Below are 16,350 nucleotides of genomic sequence, written 5' to 3'. Positions count from 1 at the left end.
CAGCGATAAATATTTGACTAGGGACTTGTAGAGTCCCTTTTGTTATTTCTTAGGAAGTGTTTTGAAGAAAGTTTTAGCAATTGGCTACGTTTGGCCAGAACCGAACTCATCGGCGGCAGGCAGCCATATGATGTCTCTTTTACGCCTGTTCAAGAGACAAGGTTGGTCCGTTGAATTTGCAACGCCAGCTCAAGAAACCGAGCACATGATCGATCTGTCTGAAGAGGGCATCACAAGCCAATCTATACAGTTAAATTGCGATAGCTTTGACCAGTACATTGAAGAGCTGCAACCTGATGTCGTGATGTTTGACCGCTTTATGATGGAAGAGCAATTTGGATGGCGTGTGGAGAAGGTATGCCCGAATGCATTTAAGTTGCTGGATACGGAAGATTTGCAGTTCCTACGTAATGCTCGACATGAAGCTGTTAAGAAAGAGACAGAACTGACTAAAGCGCATTTGTACAGTGACTTGGCTAAACGTGAAATTGCCGCGATTTTACGCTGTGATCTTTCGTTGATCATTTCTAGCTATGAGATGGATCTGCTTAAATCTGAGTTCAATATCGATCCAACACTGCTTCACCACTTGCCGTTCATGGTTGATCTCAACACTCTAGCTGAAAGCACGAAAAGCTTTGAAGAGCGTAAGCATTTCATGACGATAGGTAACTTCAGACACGCACCGAACTGGGATGCCGTACTTCAGTTACAAAAGATTTGGCCGAAGATTCGTAAGCAGTTGCCTGACACAGAACTTCACATTTATGGATCGTACCCGCCACCGAAAGCGACGGCATTGCATAACCCTAAAACCGGTTTCCATATCAAAGGTTGGGCGAAAGACGCTCAAGAAGTGATGGAACAAGCTCGTGTGTGTGTTGCACCCCTTCGATTTGGTGCGGGCATTAAAGGCAAGTTGCTAGATGCGATGAAGCTACAAACTCCGAACGTGACCAGTGAAATTGGTAGCGAAGGCATGTTACCGCAAGGCGAACTGCAATGGCCTGGTGCGGTTGCCGATGATATCGACGAGTTTGTTGAAGCTGCAGTTGCCCTCTATAAAGATGAAGAGAAGTGGCTGAAAGCACAAAGCCAATGTCATTCAATCCTTGAAGCGTACTACGAGCAGAATCAACTCGGCGACGCATTGATTGAGCGATTAACTGCGTTAGAGTCTGAACTTGAATCTCATCGACTGGATAACTTCTTTGGTTCAATGCTCAAGCACCACAGCATGGCGAGCACCAAGTACATGTCGCAGTGGATAGCTGAAAAGAACAAGACTAAATAACTGATAAAATATAACCGAATCAAATAATAAGCCCTTAGGTTAACGCCTAGGGGCTTTTTTAATGCGGGGCGCTTTCTATTCCAGACTTACAAAACGAAACATACTAGCTCTACATTAGCATTGACTAATTTACATTTATTAGTAAACTCTAATTTATAGTTTGTTATGAGTTTATGATGTTTGTGGATAGGAGAGGTCGGTGATGGGTTTAATACCTTGGGATGCATTGTTCGGTGGCATGTTGTTAGGTGCGTCGGCAATTATACTTATGTTAGGCATAGGGCGAGTAGCAGGAATCAGCGGTATTGTTAGCCGACTACTGCCATCAGGTTCGAATAATAGTGCAAGCAAGGCTTCTCAATCAGGTACGGGTAACAACGTTGAGAAGACCGAAAAGCACTGGCGCATCGCCTTTGTTGTGGGAATGATCATAAGTGGTTGGCTATTAATCCCGACAGGTTACCAACTTCCACAGTTAGAAGAGATGAATTTCGTTTTAGTCATTATTGCTGGTCTTTTGGTTGGCTTTGGTACTAAAACAGCAAATGGTTGTACTAGCGGCCATGGCATTGTGGGAATGGCTCGTTTATCTAAACGTTCTATTGTTGCGACCTGCGTATTTATGGGCGTGGCAATCGTAACCGTGTTTATCAAGAACCTGATTGGCTTGGGGGCATAATGAAAAACGCTTCATTTACTATCGTTGTCGGTTTGGTCGCAGGTATTCTGTTTGGGTCAGGAATGATTATCTCAGGTATGGTTGATCCTGAGAAGGTACTCGGCTTCCTAAACATTACCGATAACTGGGACATTAGTTTGGCATTCGTCATGGGTGGCGCGCTGTTGGTCTTCGCTCCGTTTTATCATCTGGTCATTAAAAAGCGCGCAAAAGCCATTAATGGTGAACCTTTAGATAGCAGTAATAATCCACTAATAGATAGAAAGTTGATCTTGGGTTCAACTGCTTTTGGTTTAGGCTGGGGGATTGCAGGCTTTTGCCCGGGACCTGCAGTAACCAGCCTTAGTGGCGGTAACCCTACGGTATGGCTGTTCGTCTTAAGTATGCTGGTGGGGATGTGGATAGCGGGCCGTACAAGCAAAACCTGTTAGCATGATACCTATCATTTATAGCACGGGCTTTGAGATGTTTCGCTCTGAGCTGACACAATAGAGAGGTTGACTCGCTTTCAGTAAAAGCCAGTCAGCCTCTTTCTATATCTACTGTTTTCTATTATTTGCACTTATCTACAATCTGCAGTTATCTATAACTTACTGTTGATCGTCGTTGAAACCGGGCAATGGTCACTGAGTTTGTAGTCCAGCACATCCTGCGTTTCAAATACCTTTTGTTTCGCAGGAGAGGCATCCAAGGACTTGCTCACCACAATATGATCAATCACCGAACGAAACTGATGTGTACGGTGATTGTTGCGGTTTGAGCGTACTTTACAATCTGCTCGAGTTTTTCTTGTTGCCAACTGAGCATTGGTATTTTGCGTCAAATCTTTCCACATCCAATCTCTTGAATAGGAGAGGTTATGGTTAAAGTCGCCCAGAATCGCGTAGTCTTCGCCTTTACGTTCCCTTTGCTGTATCCACTTATTCAGCTGTTGAGCTTGGTCTTTGAGCCTTGAACAGTCACGGTTAGACTTATACGCGCCGCTACAACCCGCCTTTAAATGCACTGACAACATGTGAATTGGCTTTGCATCCCTTTCTAACACTATATAACTGGCGAACCTCAGCTTACTATTAGCACTCGTTTCAAGAGGGAAATCAGCGTAGTTGGTCAGTGCTATTCCTTTACGTACCGCGAAACCTGTGTATTGGTTCACTTCTTTGAATTGATGGTTGTTGTTTTTTGGCAATGCTCGGTCAGACATTAATATATCGTAGTGATCGCCAGCAATACGCTGAATAGCTTTTACATCATCGACCTCTTGAAAAGCGACAACATCGGCATCTAAGGATCGGAAATACTGTTCGAGTTTATCGAAATCCGCTTGAGCACGTTTGGAAGAAAACTTATTCACAGCCTCGTTGGTTGATAACCATTCGATATTCCAACTGGATATGCTCAAAGGTTCAGCAAATGCATGGCTACTGATTAAGCAACCTAACAATATCCAATTTTGAAGTCGTTTCATTCCAAATATCCCTAATTCTGTCATCCAATATAGTTGAGCCGTTATCCTACAACACTTACCAAAAATTCAACTCTTTTTAGCAGTTTTTTTATTGTTACATTGTTTCTTTTCGACTTGAGAACTAGCGTAATAATATTGAATTTATCTTGTTCAGCCTGAGCGTTTTATTGATCCAAATCAATACTCAAAGTTGGTGGTTCTCGTTAAATACGCCACAATATCTAGTGTTAGTTAAACGATAAATCGCTCTATGTAGTGTGTTTGTGGATAAGTCTGTGAATACCTTAAGAGTAAGGAGAAGTGGTGAAATCAATCGTAATCAAGCGTGATGGCTCAAGAGCTCCATTCAGTAGAGATCGTATCCAAGCTGCAGTGGAAGCAGCATCAGACAAAGCCGATAAGGAAATTGCTATTTATGCTCTGAATGTGGCATTAGCAGTTGAGTTAAAGCTCGAAGACTACGATGAAGTTCATATTTCTGAAATTCAGACTTTGGTCGAGAACGAGCTAATGCAGGGGCCGTATAAGTCTCTGGCTCGTGCCTACATTGAATATCGTCATGACCGCGACATCGCACGTGAAAAGCAAAGCGCTTTAACACGTGAGATCGAAGGTTTGATCGAAGAAAGCAATGTTGATCTGATCAATGAGAATGCCAACAAAGACGGTAAAGTTATCCCAACTCAGCGTGATTTGCTGGCGGGTATCGTGGCTAAACACTATGCAAAAACTCACATTTTGCCGCGTGACATCGTACAAGCTCACGAGTGTGGTGACATTCACTACCACGATCTAGACTACGCACCGTTCTTCCCAATGTTTAACTGTATGCTTATCGACTTGAAAGGCATGTTAACGCATGGCTTCAAGATGGGTAACGCGGAAATCGACACACCTAAATCGATTTCTACAGCAACAGCGGTAACCGCGCAGATCATCGCGCAAGTGGCGAGCCATATTTACGGCGGTACTACGATTAACCGTATCGACGAGGTTCTAGAACCTTACGTGATGGCGAGTTACGAAAAGCACTTATCGCTAGCGAAAGAGTGGGACATTCATAGCCCAGAAGCTTTTGCTATCTCTCGTACCGAGAAAGAGTGTTACGACGCGTTCCAATCTCTAGAGTACGAAGTAAACACGTTGCACACGGCTAACGGACAAACACCATTCGTTACGTTTGGCTTTGGTCTTGGCGAAAGCTGGGGTTCGAAACTTATCCAGCAATCTATCTTGAAAAACCGCATCGCAGGTTTGGGTAAGAACCGCAAAACAGCGGTATTCCCTAAACTGGTGTTTGCAATCAAAGATGGTTTGAACCACCAGAAGCAAGATCCAAACTACGACATCAAGCAATTGGCACTTGAGTGTGCGTCTAAGCGTATGTACCCAGACATTCTTAACTACGACAAAGTAGTAGAAGTGACAGGGTCATTTAAAACGCCTATGGGTTGCCGTAGCTTCTTGAATACTTACGAAGAAAATGGTGAGTTGATTCACGAAGGCCGTAACAACTTAGGTGTTGTTAGCTTGAACTTGCCACGTATCGCGATTAACGCGAAGCAAGATATGGTTAAGTTCTACGAACTGCTTGATGAAAAATTGAAGCTGGCTCGTCGTGCTCTAGAAACTCGTATTTCTCGTCTAGAAAACGTGAAAGCGCGTGTTGCGCCAATCCTATACATGGAAGGCGCGTGTGGCGTTCGTTTGAAAGCGGACGACTCTATTGCCGATATCTTCAAGAATGGCCGTGCATCTGTTTCTCTTGGTTACATTGGTATCCATGAAGCGATGACAGCACTTTACGGCACTGACATTCACTTGTACGACGATGGCGAAATGCGTGCTAAAGCGCTTGAGCTGGTCGAGTACATGAAGCGTGAAGTGGAATCTTGGACGAAAGAAACAGGTTACGCGTTCAGCCTATACGGCACACCGAGTGAAAACCTATGTAGCCGTTTCTGCAGCATCGATACCAAAGAGTTTGGTGTGATTGATGGCGTAACAGACCGTGGTTACTACACCAACAGCTTCCACTTAGACGTACAGAAGAAAGTGAACCCATACGACAAGATCGATTTCGAGATGCCTTATCCAGAAATCTCTAGCGGTGGGTTCATCTGTTACGGCGAATTCCCGAACATGCAGAAGAACATCGAAGCGCTAGAAAACGTATGGGACTACAGCTACACACGTGTTCCTTACTACGGCACCAACACGCCGATTGATGAGTGTTACGAGTGTGGTTACAACGGTGAGTTTGATTGTACAAGTAAGGGCTTTACGTGTCCTAAGTGTGGTAATCACGACTCAACGAAAGTGTCAGTAACACGCCGCGTTTGTGGTTACCTTGGTAGCCCTGATGCACGCCCATTTAACTTCGGCAAGCAAGAAGAAGTTAAACGTCGTGTGAAGCATCTTTAAGTGCCTAAGTGCCTAAGTGTATTAGTGTATTAGTTTAAGCGCCTTTAGCTAGTTAACTTAGCAAGCGTTACGTTTTAAGAAACAAGATTGGTATCGGCTTTATGTCGATACCAATTCTTTCGTTTCAGTTTACGTCAGTCGCTAGTTCCAACCGCTGAGCATCAAACTTCAAGTTCTCGCATCAAATTTTAAGCAATAACGAGTTTTTAATACTGCCTTATGAATTATCACCAATATCACCCAATCGACGTTGTAAATGGCCCTGGCACTCGCTGCACTTTGTTTGTGTCGGGTTGTGTGCATCAATGCCGTGGGTGTTATAACCAGTCGACGCAAAGGTTGGATTCTGGGCACTTGTTTACACAAGAGCTGCAAGACCGCATTATTGCTGATCTCAACGATCCGCGAATCAAACGTCGTGGTTTATCGCTTTCTGGTGGTGACCCTTTGCATCCTGCAAACGTGTCTGAAGTACTTAAGTTGGTTCAGAGAGTAAGGGCGGAATGTGCTGGGAAAGACATTTGGATGTGGACGGGTTACGAACTCGACGAATTGGATGATAAACAGAAACAAGTACTTGAATACGTAGATACTTTGATTGACGGTCGCTTCGAGCAAGACAAAGCGGATCCAATGTTAGATTGGAGAGGCAGCTCAAACCAAATTATTCATCGGTTCCAGCTTTAGTGGACTAACGTAAATTTACGACATGCTACATTAGTACAAATAGTTAGCCTCAGCCCCTTTGCTGAGGCTTTTTTATTTTATGACGTAGTTAAATTTGTAAATTGATGGAATATTGAACTATCTGGCGTAGGGATTGCTAGGATGCACTGGATTCAACTAGAGTTATCTCCTAAAAATCAAAACTTTGATGAATTTCTGTTTCTTAAATTGTAAATAAAATGATAACTTGGAGGTCATTACTTGAATTTCAAAGGGTTGTGACTTTCATGTTTTCACATCTACCAAAACCAACTTTAGATCCAATTCTATCTCTATCTGTCGCTTACCGCGGTGATCCTCGCACTGATAAAGTCGATTTAGGCATTGGTGTTTACAAAAACGATCAAGGTGAGACACCTATCATGAAAGCCGTTTCTATGGCTCAAGATATTGTTGTCGAAACTCAAAAAACCAAAGCTTACGTTGGCCTAGCCGGCTGTGAAGAGTTTAACCAGAGTATGGTTGATCTGCTGCTTAAAGGGACTTCTGCAATGGGTCGCGTTGCTGCGATTCAAACACCAGGTGCAAGTGGTGCACTTCGTATGTTGGGTGACTTGATGAAAGTTTCTCAGCCAGACACGACAGTTTGGATTTCAAACCCAAGCTACGTTAACCACAAACCGGTGATGGAAGCGGCTGGCTTAAAAGTTCGCTACTATAATTACTTCAGTCCTGAAACGAAGCAAGTTGATACTGCAAAAATGCTGGAAGACCTAGCGAAAGCCGGACCTTCAGATGTGGTATTACTGCACGGTTGTTGTCATAACCCAACGGGTGCCGACATCAACTTTGAAGCATGGCAGGAAATTACCAAACTATCACAGAAAAATGGTTTCTTACCGTTCGTTGATATCGCCTATCAAGGTTTTGGTGACGGCCTAGAAGAAGATGCGAAAGGTCTTCAGCATATGGCTAACAATGTTGAAGAAATGCTTATCACGACATCTTGTTCGAAGAATTTTGGTTTGTACCGCGAAAGAACGGGTGCAGCTATCGTGATCGGTAAAAACAGCGAACATGTTGGCAATGCCAAAGGTAAGCTTCTCACGCTTGCTCGTTCAACTTACACAATGCCGCCAGATCATGGTGCCGCTTTGGTTAAAACAATTCTTCAGAATCAAGAGCTAACCACGATTTGGAAACAAGAGCTGAGCGAAATGCAGCAACGTTTGATAAATCTGCGTCAAAGCTTATGCGATGAATTGCGGAATACTTACAACACGTCACACTTTGATTTCATTGAAAGCCATAAAGGTATGTTTACTGTACTAGGCTTTAAAGAAACTCAAATGAATCAATTACGTGAAGAATATGGAATCTACGGTGTTGGTGATGGACGCATCAATATTGCAGGTCTTTCTGAATCCCATATCCCTTATGTAGCAAAAGCGATAGCCAACGTATCAAAATAGAAGGTGACTGAATGTATAACTGGAAAGCGATTATAACTCTAATGTTAAGTGGCGGTCTTTTTGCTTGTTCGACGACGACTCAGGTTCCTGTCGAGCCAGAGCAAAAGCCTCAAGTAGAACAACCGGTTGTTGATGATTCTTCGAAAGGTGATGTAACTGAAGGCGAGAAAGTAACAGAACCTACAGAGAAGCCAGACGAAGTAAAACCAACTGAGCCAGAGAAAAAACCTGTACCCGTTGAAAAACCAGTAGAAAAAGTAACAAAGACGAGCGATGGTAAACTGATCCTTGGTGAAGAAGAGTGGGTGTTTGTCCCTGGTCTTAAAGAAGCATTTAAAGCTCGTGTTGATACGGGTGCTACAACTTCTTCAATCAGTGCGGTGGATATCGTTGATTTTGAACGTGACGGAAAAGACTGGGTTAAGTTCAAGATTGAACATGACGGTATAACAACTGAAGAGGTCAGCCTACCTGTAGAGCGTTGGGTTAAGATCAAGCAATCGAGCGCTGAAGGTACACAACGACGCGCTGTGGTTGTAGCTGCGATTCAAATTGGTGATCTAAAAGATAAAACCGAGTTTACGTTAGCAGACCGAACGCATCTTTCTTTCCCACTTCTGTTGGGTAGAAGTTTCTTCAGAGACGTTGCGGTTGTCGATGTGGGCCAGAAATATGTTCAGAAAAAAATAACTAAATAGCGAGAAGCTGTAGTAGTTCAGACGAGATCTGACACTTTTATTTTTGATAAATGGAATCCCTGCTAATGGAATTGGTGGGGATTTTTTCTATTTATGGCGTAATAACCGACTAAATGCACTTAATTGTGAATTGTTCGCTATCCGTTCACTGTTTAACCTCGACAATGTGATCCTGATCTCTATATAATCCGCGCTTCGTTTTATGTTTAATCCATATTTTCATATTTCTTATTTAGGCGCGTCAATCCGCCTAATAATTATCTGTCAGTACACGCTTAGGAATTAGTTCTTTGATATCTACCGCGAACATCACAATGCAATTTGGCGCAGAGCCGCTGTTTGAAAACATCTCTGCTAAATTTGGTAACGGCAACCGCTATGGTTTGATCGGCGCCAATGGTTGCGGAAAATCAACGTTCATGAAAATCCTAAGTGGGGCATTAGCGCCAAGTTCGGGCAACGTTTCTATTACTCCAGGAGAAAAACTGGGTGTCCTAAGCCAAGATCAGTTCGCTTTTGAACAATACAGCGTTATCGACGTTGTGATCATGGGTGATAGAAAACTGTGGGAAGTAAAACAAGAACGTGACCGCATTTACTCTTTGCCAGAAATGAGCGAAGACGATGGCATGAAAGTCGCGGAACTTGAAAGCGAATTTGCGGAAATGGATGGCTACACAGCAGAAAGCCGTGCCGGTGACATCCTAATTCAAGCGGGTATCGAAGAAGAGTTTCACTTCGGCTTGATGCAGCAAGTTGCTCCAGGTTGGAAACTGCGTGTGCTATTGGCGCAAGCATTGTTCGCGAACCCAGATATCCTGCTTCTTGATGAACCAACCAACAACTTGGACATTCACACGATTAACTGGCTTGCTGAAGAGTTAAACCAGCGTAAATGTACAATGATCATCATTTCGCACGATAGACACTTCCTGAACTCGGTATGTACGCATATGGCGGATATTGACTACGGCGAGCTGCGTGTTTACCCAGGTAACTACGAGTACTTCCTAGAAGCGTCTGGCTTGATTCGTGACCAACTTTTAGCGAACAATGCTAAGAAAGCGGCTGAGATCAGTGAACTTCAAGACTTCGTAAACCGCTTTGGTGCAAACGCATCTAAAGCAAAACAAGCGAGCTCTCGTGCGAAGAAGATGGATAAAATCACGCTTGATGAAGTGAAGTCATCGAGCCGTATGAGCCCATCAATTGATTTTGGTGAAGGTAAGAAACTGCACCGCCAAGCACTAGAGCTTAAAGAGCTTGGCCATGGTTTTGATGGAGAGACTCTGTTCTCTGATGGTAATCTGTTACTCGAAGCAGGGACACGTCTTGCGGTTATCGGTGAGAACGGTGTAGGTAAAACCACCCTGTTAAAATGCCTAGTTCAAGAACTGGAGCAAAATGAAGGTATCGTTAAGTGGTCTGAAAATGCTTCTGTAGGTTACTGCCCGCAAGATAGCACAACTGACTTTGATAACGATCTGAGCATCTTTGATTGGATCTCACAATGGCGTACAGTGAAGCACGATGATCTAATGGTACGTGGCATTCTTGGTCGTCTATTGTTTACTGCTGATGATGCGAACAAACAAGCTCGCAACTGTTCAGGTGGTGAGAAGAACCGTCTATTATTTGGCAAGTTAATGATGCAAGACATCAACGTGCTTGTTATGGACGAACCAACTAACCACATGGATATGGAAGCAATCCAAGCGCTTAATGATGCACTGAAGGTTTACACTGGCACGCTTATTTTTGTCAGCCATGACCGCGAGTTTGTTTCGTCATTAGCGACACACATTATTGATGTGAAAGACCAACAGTTGGTAAGCTTCCAAGGTACTTACGAAGAGTACTTAGATCATCAGAAAAAGATGCTGATGGTTGCTCTGTAGAAGTAAATTGCTCGCTAAGTGTTAACACAGCTAAAAGCGAGCGATAACTGCGAACAATAAAAAGCCCCGAGCATGATTATGCTCGGGGCTTTTTTAATTCATGTCGTTGTATCATTGCTTATGAACGACACCTAACTTAGAAGTAGCTATAACTTAGAAGTAACTCTAGCTTAGGTGTAGATTTAATTTAAGAAACCGAACCTAGCTAAGAAAGCGAATCCAGTATTGAAATCAAAGTCAGCTTAGAAGCCGAATCGAGCTGACATCAAGATTTGGTGTCCGTAAGTACCGTTATTACGCATATCTAGACCTACAGAAAGTTGGTCTGTTGAGTGAAAACGTGCGCCTACACCAACAATCGAACGTGTGTCATCGTTATCGATCAACTGACCAAGGCGTGCATTGAGTTCAACATTCGCCAAAATCCATGCTCTCAAACCGATGTTTACTTCAGTTTTGATGTGGTTGTCGTCATTACGTTCGATGTTATGCAGTAACATTTGACCAGTAACGTCAGCAAATTGACTAATTGGGCCGTGGAATCCCATACCTACCGCTGCGTCCCAATCACTTTCAAATTCTGAATCGATACGAGCAACAAAATGAGAGTTTTGGGTAAACATGGTTGTGACTTCACCACCAAACGTACTAGGGCTCGTCCCCATGCGCAGCTCGAATGTGTTGTAGTTAAAGTTGTTTGCAGACGCAGAGAATGAACACAGTGCAGCTAGTCCTAAAAGGACAGTCTTGTTTGTGCGACCTAGCATGGTGACTCCATATAAATTGTATTTTCGGCAGTATATACAAAAAAGCCTGCAATATGCAGGCCAATTTATTGAAGCTTATTATTTACAGCAAGTTATTTAAGCTTTCTGCTTATAACACTTGGATGTGATCAACTTCGATTTCAGGTGTTTTACCACCTTCATACTCACCAAAGATACGAATTTTTGTATCAGCAGTCAGTGGCGCAGCTAGGCGAATGTCATCATCCAGTTCGATTTGAATTTCGCTTTGTCCATCAGAGAAGATAAACGTATCGCTTTTTAGTTGGCGAACAATTTTTCCATCAACAACGGTGTCTTGTTCTGAAAACATGCTTGTGTTTTCAAGTAGAGAAGCAACAGAAACCGTCTCGATTGGTCCAGTGTAGGCAATAGCGCTCTCGTGCTTGCTATTGCTGTGGTGGTCACCAGCCATTGCGAAAGTAGGAGCAAGAATAATAGTGGTTGCGATAGCTAATACAGTTGTTTTCATGATGAATCCTTAAGTGTTGTTTTTTAGTTGAAACGTTTTCTTAAGTTAAAGAATTTTTTGCGGAGACGTTCCGTTTCGATGGAGCTATTAAACAACACTTGGGTTGAATCCAGAGTGAGTAACACATTCATTTTCCATTCATTTTATTGAGCATCTACTCGGCAATGGCGTTAAGATGGAGTAATAGAAATATTGCCCACAGCTATAAATTGCAAATTAAGAAATTAAGAAATTAAGAAATTAAGGATTTAAGTACGAATGCGAGCACCATTAAGCGCCCTTATGGTTCAAGGGACAACGTCAGATGCCGGGAAAAGTGTTTTGGTGGCAGGTTTATGCCGTGTATTGGCAAGAAAAGGAATCAAAGTGGCACCCTTCAAGCCACAGAACATGGCTTTAAACAGTGCTGTGACGAAAGATGGTGGCGAAATTGGCCGTGCTCAAGCGGTTCAGGCGCAAGCTTGTAATATTGAACCTACCGTTCACATGAACCCTGTATTGTTAAAACCGAATTCAGATACGGGTGCACAAGTTATTCTTCAAGGCCGCGCGATCAGTAACATGGAAGCGACGGGTTATCATGATTATAAGAAAATCGCGATGAATACGGTTATTGACTCGTTTGACCGACTTTCTGAAGAATACGAAAGCGTGATGATTGAAGGTGCGGGCAGCCCAGCTGAAATTAACCTTCGCGAAAATGATATTGCGAACATGGGATTTGCTGAAAAGGCGGATATCCCGGTGATCATTGTTGCCGATATTGATCGTGGTGGCGTTTTTGCGCACCTCTACGGCACATTAGAGTTGTTATCTGAGTCTGAACAAGCTCGCGTAAAAGGCTTTGTGATAAACCGCTTTAGAGGCGATATCGCGCTACTTCAATCTGGACTTGATTGGCTAGAAGAGAAAACCGGCAAGCCAGTGATAGGTGTATTGCCATATCTTCATGGTTTTAACCTAGAAGCGGAAGATGCCATCACTTCAGCTCAAGAGTCTGAAGGAGAAGCTAAACTTAAAGTCGTGGTGCCTGTTCTAACTCGAATCAGTAACCACACAGACTTTGATGCACTAAGACTCAATCCTTCCATTGATCTACGCTACGTAGGCAAAGGCGAGCGTGTAAACAACGCTGATTTGATTATCTTGCCGGGTACAAAATCAGTAAGAGCAGATTTGGATTACCTAAAAGAGCAAGGTTGGGACAAAGACATTCAACGTCATCTGCGCCTGGGCGGCAAAGTGATGGGTATCTGTGGCGGTTACCAGATGCTAGGAAAGATCATTCACGATCCTGATGGTGTTGAAGGTACGCCCGGCAGCAGTGAAGGATTAGGGTATCTTGATTCTGAAACGACACTTACACAGCAGAAAACCTTAACAAACGTTCGCGCTACTATGACGCTGGATGGCAAAACAGCACAAGTAAAAGGGTATGAAATCCACGTAGGCAGGACTGATGTCAAAGAAACAGTATTACCAGTTCAGTTAGAATCGGGCAGCCTTGATGGCGCTGTGAATCAAGATAACTCAATTTTTGGTACTTACCTGCATGGCGTATTCGATAACAGTGATGCGTTGTTGCTTATTTGCGAATGGGCAGGAGCCAATGATGTGACAGCGATTGACCACGAACAGCTTAAAGAACTGGGTATTAATCGAATCGCTGATGCCATAGAAGAGCATTTAAATCTTGACTTGCTTTGGCCGGAATTAACAATTTAGGTCGAATGTAAAACTTTAGCCTGAATTCAAAAGCTTATGTCTGACTTAATAGCTTCACTCAGAGCTAAAAGCCTTAGCCTGCGTTAAACAGTTAAGTCTGAACTTGAAAGCGAGCTCAAGAACTGAAACGAACAATAGATAAGTGATCACAATGAAAAAGCAAGTCATCCTTTTAACCATCGCCTTAACTTCGGCCTTGAGTTCTAGTCATCTTTTGGCTGCGGAAAAGCTACGAGTTTATGCCGCATCATCTATGACGAATGCGGTTAATTTGTTGGTTGAAGAGTTTGAGAAAGACCATTCTGTCGATGTTATTCCAGTCTATGCGAGCACGTCTTCATTAGTGCGACAGATTGAACGGGGGGCGCCAGCAGACATTTTTATCTCGGCTAATGAAAAATGGATGCAGCATTTAGTCGACCGTCAATTGGTTTCTAGTGACAATGTCACAAATTTGTGTGAAAACGAGCTTGTACTGATTTCCCCTAAAGAGACGCCAATATCTTTGGATCTCTCAAACGGTGAGCAATGGGCTAAACTACTCACGAATGAAAGACTTGCGGTTGGCAACACTATGTCGGTTCCTGCGGGTATCTATGCGAAAGAAGCGCTAGAAACGTTAGGTGTATGGGATGATGTGAAGACTCGATTGGCACCAAGTAACAATGTTCGTATGGCATTGGCCTTGGTAGAGCGTAGTGAAGCTAAGCTTGGCATTGTTTACAAAACCGATGCGTTGCTTTCTAAAGAAGTGAACCTCGTGTCGACATTTCCATCAAATTTACATACGCCGATACGTTACCCTGTAGCGAAGTTAAGCGATAAAGTCGTCGCAGAAGAGTTTTATACTTTCCTAAACAGCGAAAAAGCGAAGGACACCTTGAACAGTTTTGGATTTGAAGTGCGTTAAATGATGTATTTATCGGAATACGAATACCAAGCCTTAATGCTGAGCTTGAAAGTCGCTGGTTTTGCCATCTTGTGGCTTATTCCTATCGGCATCGGTTTAGCATGGTTGCTTGCTAAAAAACAATTTGTGGGCAAAAGCATTGTAGAAAGTGTTGTCCATCTGCCTTTGGTGCTTCCACCTGTGGTCATCGGTTATTTGTTGCTGGTGATGATGGGTAGGCAAGGCATTATAGGAGCTTGGCTCAATGACGTATTCGGTATTGTATTTAGCTTTAGCTGGAAGGGCGCATCACTTGCTTGTGTAGTCGTGGCGTTGCCGTTAATGGTCCGTTCTATCAGACTGAGCTTAGAAACTGTAGACAGTAAACTCGAAGAGGCCGCAGCCACATTGGGCGCTTCACCGATTCGAGTATTCTTCACTATCACATTACCTTTGATGATCCCTGGGATCATCACTGGCACCATGCTTTCTTTTGCGAGAAGCCTGGGTGAATTTGGCGCTACGATAAGCTTCGTTTCCAATATCCCCGGTGAAACTCAAACCATTCCATTGGCCATGTACACGTTTATCGAAACCCCCGGCGCTGAAATGGAAGCGGCGCGTTTGTGCGTCATTTCTATTGTGATTGCGCTTAGCTCGCTGATGTTATCTGAGTGGTTAAATAGAAAATCATCACAGCGACTGGGAGGAAACGCATGAGCGCTCTGATCCTTCAATATCAACAACAGCTTGGTGACACTTTTTTTGATATCGATTTAACGTTACCTAGTCATGGTATCACTGCGATTTTTGGGCGTTCCGGTGCGGGGAAAACCTCACTCATTAACGCGATTAGTGGTCTTAAACAACCAGATAAAGGCATGATCAGTGTGTCTGGTACGACTTTGTTTGATAGCGCTAACGGCATTAATTTGCCAACTCACAGACGCAATGTCGGTTATGTGTTTCAAGAATCACGTTTATTCCCGCATATGAAGGTGTCGTCTAATCTTAAATATGGCATGAAAGGCATTGATAACACGCACTACGATCAAATCGTTTCGTTGCTATCTTTGAGTTCATTGCTCGATCGTTATCCAGCGCGTTTGTCTGGTGGTGAAAAGCAACGTGTGGCGATTGGCCGAGCATTGTTATCTAAGCCAAGTATTTTATTGATGGATGAACCGTTGGCGTCTCTCGATTTGCCGCGAAAGCGTGAAGTGATGCCGTTTCTAGAAAACTTATCCGAAACCGTTCAAATTCCGATCATTTATGTCACCCATAGTCTTAATGAGATCTTACGCTTGGCGAATCACCTAGTGATTATTGATCAAGGTAAAGTTATTTCATCAGGAGTAACCGAAGATGTATGGGCCTCAAGAGCCATGCAGCCATGGCAATCTTTCTCAGAGCAAAGCTCGTTATTTGAAGCAACGCTTGCAGAGCACAATGATGATTATGCGTTGTCTCGGTTAATGCTAGGAAAATCGACGTCTTTATGGGTTCAGAAGGTATCGAGTGAAATTGGGGCGGCGGTAAGGCTGCAAGTTAGGGCAAATGACGTCTCTATTGCGCTAGAACAGCCGCAAAGGACTTCGATACGTAATATTCTGCCTGTAACCATTCGAAGCGTAGAGACGCATCAGCAGGGCTCTAACAAACAGAGTGTGGCTGTTGAGCTGGAGTTAGAACCTGGATGTTATCTTTGGGCCACCATCACATTGTGGGCGCTAGATGAATTAAACCTAGAAATTGGTCAACGAGTTTACGCGCAAATTAAGGGCGTGAGTGTCGCTCAAAGAGATATTGCGGTTACACATTAAAGTGTTGCGGTGCTTAAACCCTCTGAGGGTTTCAACGTTTCTCTGCATTATAGAAAG

Annotated in this window: 15 protein-coding genes; 12 read left to right on the top strand and 3 right to left on the bottom strand. The window is 43.5% G+C overall.

Annotation, left to right across the window (positions count from 1 at the left end; translation table 11 throughout):
- Nucleotides 1-61 precede the first annotated feature (61 nt).
- The 3 genes from OCV36_RS20455 (at nt 62) to OCV36_RS20445 (ending at nt 2,404) form a co-directional block, all read left to right on the top strand.
- Nucleotides 62-1,294: a glycosyltransferase gene (locus OCV36_RS20455; protein ID WP_135458668.1), complete on the top strand. Its 1,233-nt coding sequence runs from the start codon at nt 62-64 to the stop codon at nt 1,292-1,294.
- Nucleotides 1,295-1,496: 202 nt separating this feature from the next.
- The gene (locus tag OCV36_RS20450; protein WP_135458708.1) at nt 1,497-1,973 is read left to right on the top strand and encodes a YeeE/YedE family protein; all 477 of its coding nucleotides are present in this window, start codon (nt 1,497-1,499) and stop codon (nt 1,971-1,973) included.
- Entirely contained in the window at nt 1,973-2,404 is a 432-nt protein-coding gene (locus tag OCV36_RS20445) for a YeeE/YedE family protein (protein WP_135458670.1), read from the top strand. Before OCV36_RS20450 ends, OCV36_RS20445 begins: the two co-directional genes overlap by 1 nt.
- Nucleotides 2,405-2,556: 152 nt before the next feature.
- On the opposite strand, the gene OCV36_RS20440 is transcribed toward OCV36_RS20445, so the two are convergent.
- Nucleotides 2,557-3,441, bottom strand: a complete 885-nt coding sequence (locus OCV36_RS20440; protein ID WP_135458672.1) for an endonuclease/exonuclease/phosphatase family protein — start codon at nt 3,439-3,441, stop codon at nt 2,557-2,559.
- Nucleotides 3,442-3,744: 303 nt separating this feature from the next.
- On the opposite strand from OCV36_RS20440, the gene nrdD reads away from it, so the two are divergent.
- The 5 genes from nrdD to OCV36_RS20415 all read left to right on the top strand — a co-directional run bounded on the left by nrdD (nt 3,745) and on the right by OCV36_RS20415 (nt 10,599).
- The gene (gene nrdD, locus OCV36_RS20435) at nt 3,745-5,865 is read left to right on the top strand and encodes an anaerobic ribonucleoside-triphosphate reductase (protein WP_054543078.1); all 2,121 of its coding nucleotides are present in this window, start codon (nt 3,745-3,747) and stop codon (nt 5,863-5,865) included.
- 219 nt (nt 5,866-6,084) lie between these two features.
- Nucleotides 6,085-6,552, top strand: a complete 468-nt coding sequence (gene nrdG / locus OCV36_RS20430) for an anaerobic ribonucleoside-triphosphate reductase-activating protein (protein WP_108123564.1) — start codon at nt 6,085-6,087, stop codon at nt 6,550-6,552.
- A 266-nt stretch (nt 6,553-6,818) separates the two neighbouring features.
- Nucleotides 6,819-8,003, top strand: coding sequence for an amino acid aminotransferase (locus OCV36_RS20425; protein WP_135458674.1), 1,185 nt, complete (start codon nt 6,819-6,821; stop codon nt 8,001-8,003).
- An 11-nt stretch (nt 8,004-8,014) separates the two neighbouring features.
- The gene (locus OCV36_RS20420) at nt 8,015-8,701 is read left to right on the top strand and encodes an ATP-dependent zinc protease family protein (RefSeq protein ID WP_017073494.1); all 687 of its coding nucleotides are present in this window, start codon (nt 8,015-8,017) and stop codon (nt 8,699-8,701) included.
- Nucleotides 8,702-8,991: 290 nt separating this feature from the next.
- On the top strand, nt 8,992-10,599 hold the full coding sequence (locus OCV36_RS20415) for an ABC-F family ATPase (protein ID WP_081324464.1): 1,608 nt from the start codon (nt 8,992-8,994) through the stop codon (nt 10,597-10,599).
- 242 nt (nt 10,600-10,841) lie between these two features.
- Here the strand turns inward: OCV36_RS20415 and OCV36_RS20410 are convergent, their stop codons facing one another.
- On the bottom strand, nt 10,842-11,366 hold the full coding sequence (locus OCV36_RS20410) for a hypothetical protein (RefSeq protein ID WP_017073496.1): 525 nt from the start codon (nt 11,364-11,366) through the stop codon (nt 10,842-10,844).
- A gap of 109 nt (nt 11,367-11,475) precedes the next feature.
- On the bottom strand, nt 11,476-11,856 hold the full coding sequence (locus OCV36_RS20405) for a YgiW/YdeI family stress tolerance OB fold protein (RefSeq protein WP_135458676.1): 381 nt from the start codon (nt 11,854-11,856) through the stop codon (nt 11,476-11,478).
- Between the two features lie 258 nt (nt 11,857-12,114).
- Between OCV36_RS20405 and OCV36_RS20400 the strand changes: the two genes are divergently transcribed.
- The 4 genes from OCV36_RS20400 (at nt 12,115) to modC (ending at nt 16,293) form a co-directional block, all read left to right on the top strand.
- Nucleotides 12,115-13,581, top strand: a complete 1,467-nt coding sequence (locus tag OCV36_RS20400) for a cobyric acid synthase (protein ID WP_135458678.1) — start codon at nt 12,115-12,117, stop codon at nt 13,579-13,581.
- A gap of 151 nt (nt 13,582-13,732) precedes the next feature.
- Nucleotides 13,733-14,491, top strand: coding sequence for a molybdate ABC transporter substrate-binding protein (modA, locus tag OCV36_RS20395; RefSeq protein WP_135458680.1), 759 nt, complete (start codon nt 13,733-13,735; stop codon nt 14,489-14,491).
- On the top strand, nt 14,492-15,190 hold the full coding sequence (gene modB, locus OCV36_RS20390) for a molybdate ABC transporter permease subunit (RefSeq protein WP_135458682.1): 699 nt from the start codon (nt 14,492-14,494) through the stop codon (nt 15,188-15,190).
- Complete coding sequence (modC, locus tag OCV36_RS20385; protein ID WP_135458685.1) at nt 15,187-16,293, top strand: molybdenum ABC transporter ATP-binding protein ModC; 1,107 nt, start codon at nt 15,187-15,189, stop codon at nt 16,291-16,293. The genes modB and modC overlap by 4 nt, the downstream gene beginning before the upstream one ends.
- The last annotated feature ends 57 nt before the right edge of the window (nt 16,294-16,350 follow it).

This window comes from Vibrio echinoideorum, from assembly GCF_024347455.1.
Classification (GTDB): Bacteria; Pseudomonadota; Gammaproteobacteria; order Enterobacterales; family Vibrionaceae; genus Vibrio; species Vibrio echinoideorum.
The sequence above is the reverse complement of the archived record's forward strand: the minus strand, read 5'-3'. Positions and strand labels throughout refer to the sequence as shown.

What these genes read in the sequence shown, in the direction of transcription:
- OCV36_RS20420 (WP_017073494.1), top strand. Translation starts at nt 8,015, where the DNA reads ATGTATAACTGGAAAGCGATTATAACTCTAATGTTAAGTGGCGGTCTT.
- modA (WP_135458680.1), top strand. Translation starts at nt 13,733, where the DNA reads ATGAAAAAGCAAGTCATCCTTTTAACCATCGCCTTAACTTCGGCCTTG.
- nrdG (WP_108123564.1), top strand. Translation starts at nt 6,085, where the DNA reads ATGAATTATCACCAATATCACCCAATCGACGTTGTAAATGGCCCTGGC.
- modB (WP_135458682.1), top strand. Translation starts at nt 14,492, where the DNA reads ATGATGTATTTATCGGAATACGAATACCAAGCCTTAATGCTGAGCTTG.
- OCV36_RS20450 (WP_135458708.1), top strand. Translation starts at nt 1,497, where the DNA reads ATGGGTTTAATACCTTGGGATGCATTGTTCGGTGGCATGTTGTTAGGT.
- OCV36_RS20405 (WP_135458676.1), bottom strand. Translation starts at nt 11,856, where the DNA reads ATGAAAACAACTGTATTAGCTATCGCAACCACTATTATTCTTGCTCCT.
- OCV36_RS20400 (WP_135458678.1), top strand. Translation starts at nt 12,115, where the DNA reads ATGCGAGCACCATTAAGCGCCCTTATGGTTCAAGGGACAACGTCAGAT.
- modC (WP_135458685.1), top strand. Translation starts at nt 15,187, where the DNA reads ATGAGCGCTCTGATCCTTCAATATCAACAACAGCTTGGTGACACTTTT.
- OCV36_RS20440 (WP_135458672.1), bottom strand. Translation starts at nt 3,441, where the DNA reads ATGAAACGACTTCAAAATTGGATATTGTTAGGTTGCTTAATCAGTAGC.
- OCV36_RS20410 (WP_017073496.1), bottom strand. Translation starts at nt 11,366, where the DNA reads ATGCTAGGTCGCACAAACAAGACTGTCCTTTTAGGACTAGCTGCACTG.
- OCV36_RS20445 (WP_135458670.1), top strand. Translation starts at nt 1,973, where the DNA reads ATGAAAAACGCTTCATTTACTATCGTTGTCGGTTTGGTCGCAGGTATT.
- OCV36_RS20425 (WP_135458674.1), top strand. Translation starts at nt 6,819, where the DNA reads ATGTTTTCACATCTACCAAAACCAACTTTAGATCCAATTCTATCTCTA.